The sequence below is a fragment of the Corynebacterium sp. HMSC067D03 genome (genome assembly GCF_001811185.1).
Classification (GTDB): domain Bacteria; phylum Actinomycetota; class Actinomycetes; order Mycobacteriales; family Mycobacteriaceae; genus Corynebacterium; species Corynebacterium coyleae.
Genome location: NZ_KV803847.1, coordinates 1 through 309, shown reverse-complemented (window position 1 = coordinate 309; position 309 = coordinate 1). Strand labels below are relative to the sequence as shown.

1 protein-coding gene is annotated in these 309 nt (G+C 51.5%); it reads left to right on the top strand.

The genetic code is table 11. The annotated features are described in order from the left end of the window. Positions 1–309, top strand: a 309-nt coding sequence (locus HMPREF2785_RS11385; protein ID WP_168164695.1) for a hypothetical protein, incomplete at both ends; no start/stop codon positions are given.

The following is a 309-nucleotide window of genomic DNA, read 5'->3' as shown; positions in this document are numbered from 1 at the left end:
GCGCAGTGGACGGAAAAGGGTGGTATTACCTCCCCGGTTTATACCGGTGTGACTCGTGAAAATGGTTACTACACCATTGAGATGAAGTCGTTTACCAACGCTAAGGGCGAGGTTGTGAAGTTTGATGCGGACCCGAATGGTCCGCAGTATGAGAAGATTCGTGTGTGGGTGGAAAACCCGGATCCGGATAACTTCACACAGCTCTATGGCTACAACTTTGGTCACATGGGTCCGAATGCAGCGACGACTGACACTCCGGGTGGTATGAGCTGGTATCTCGGTTCTGACCGTGTGATGAATGCTCGTTTC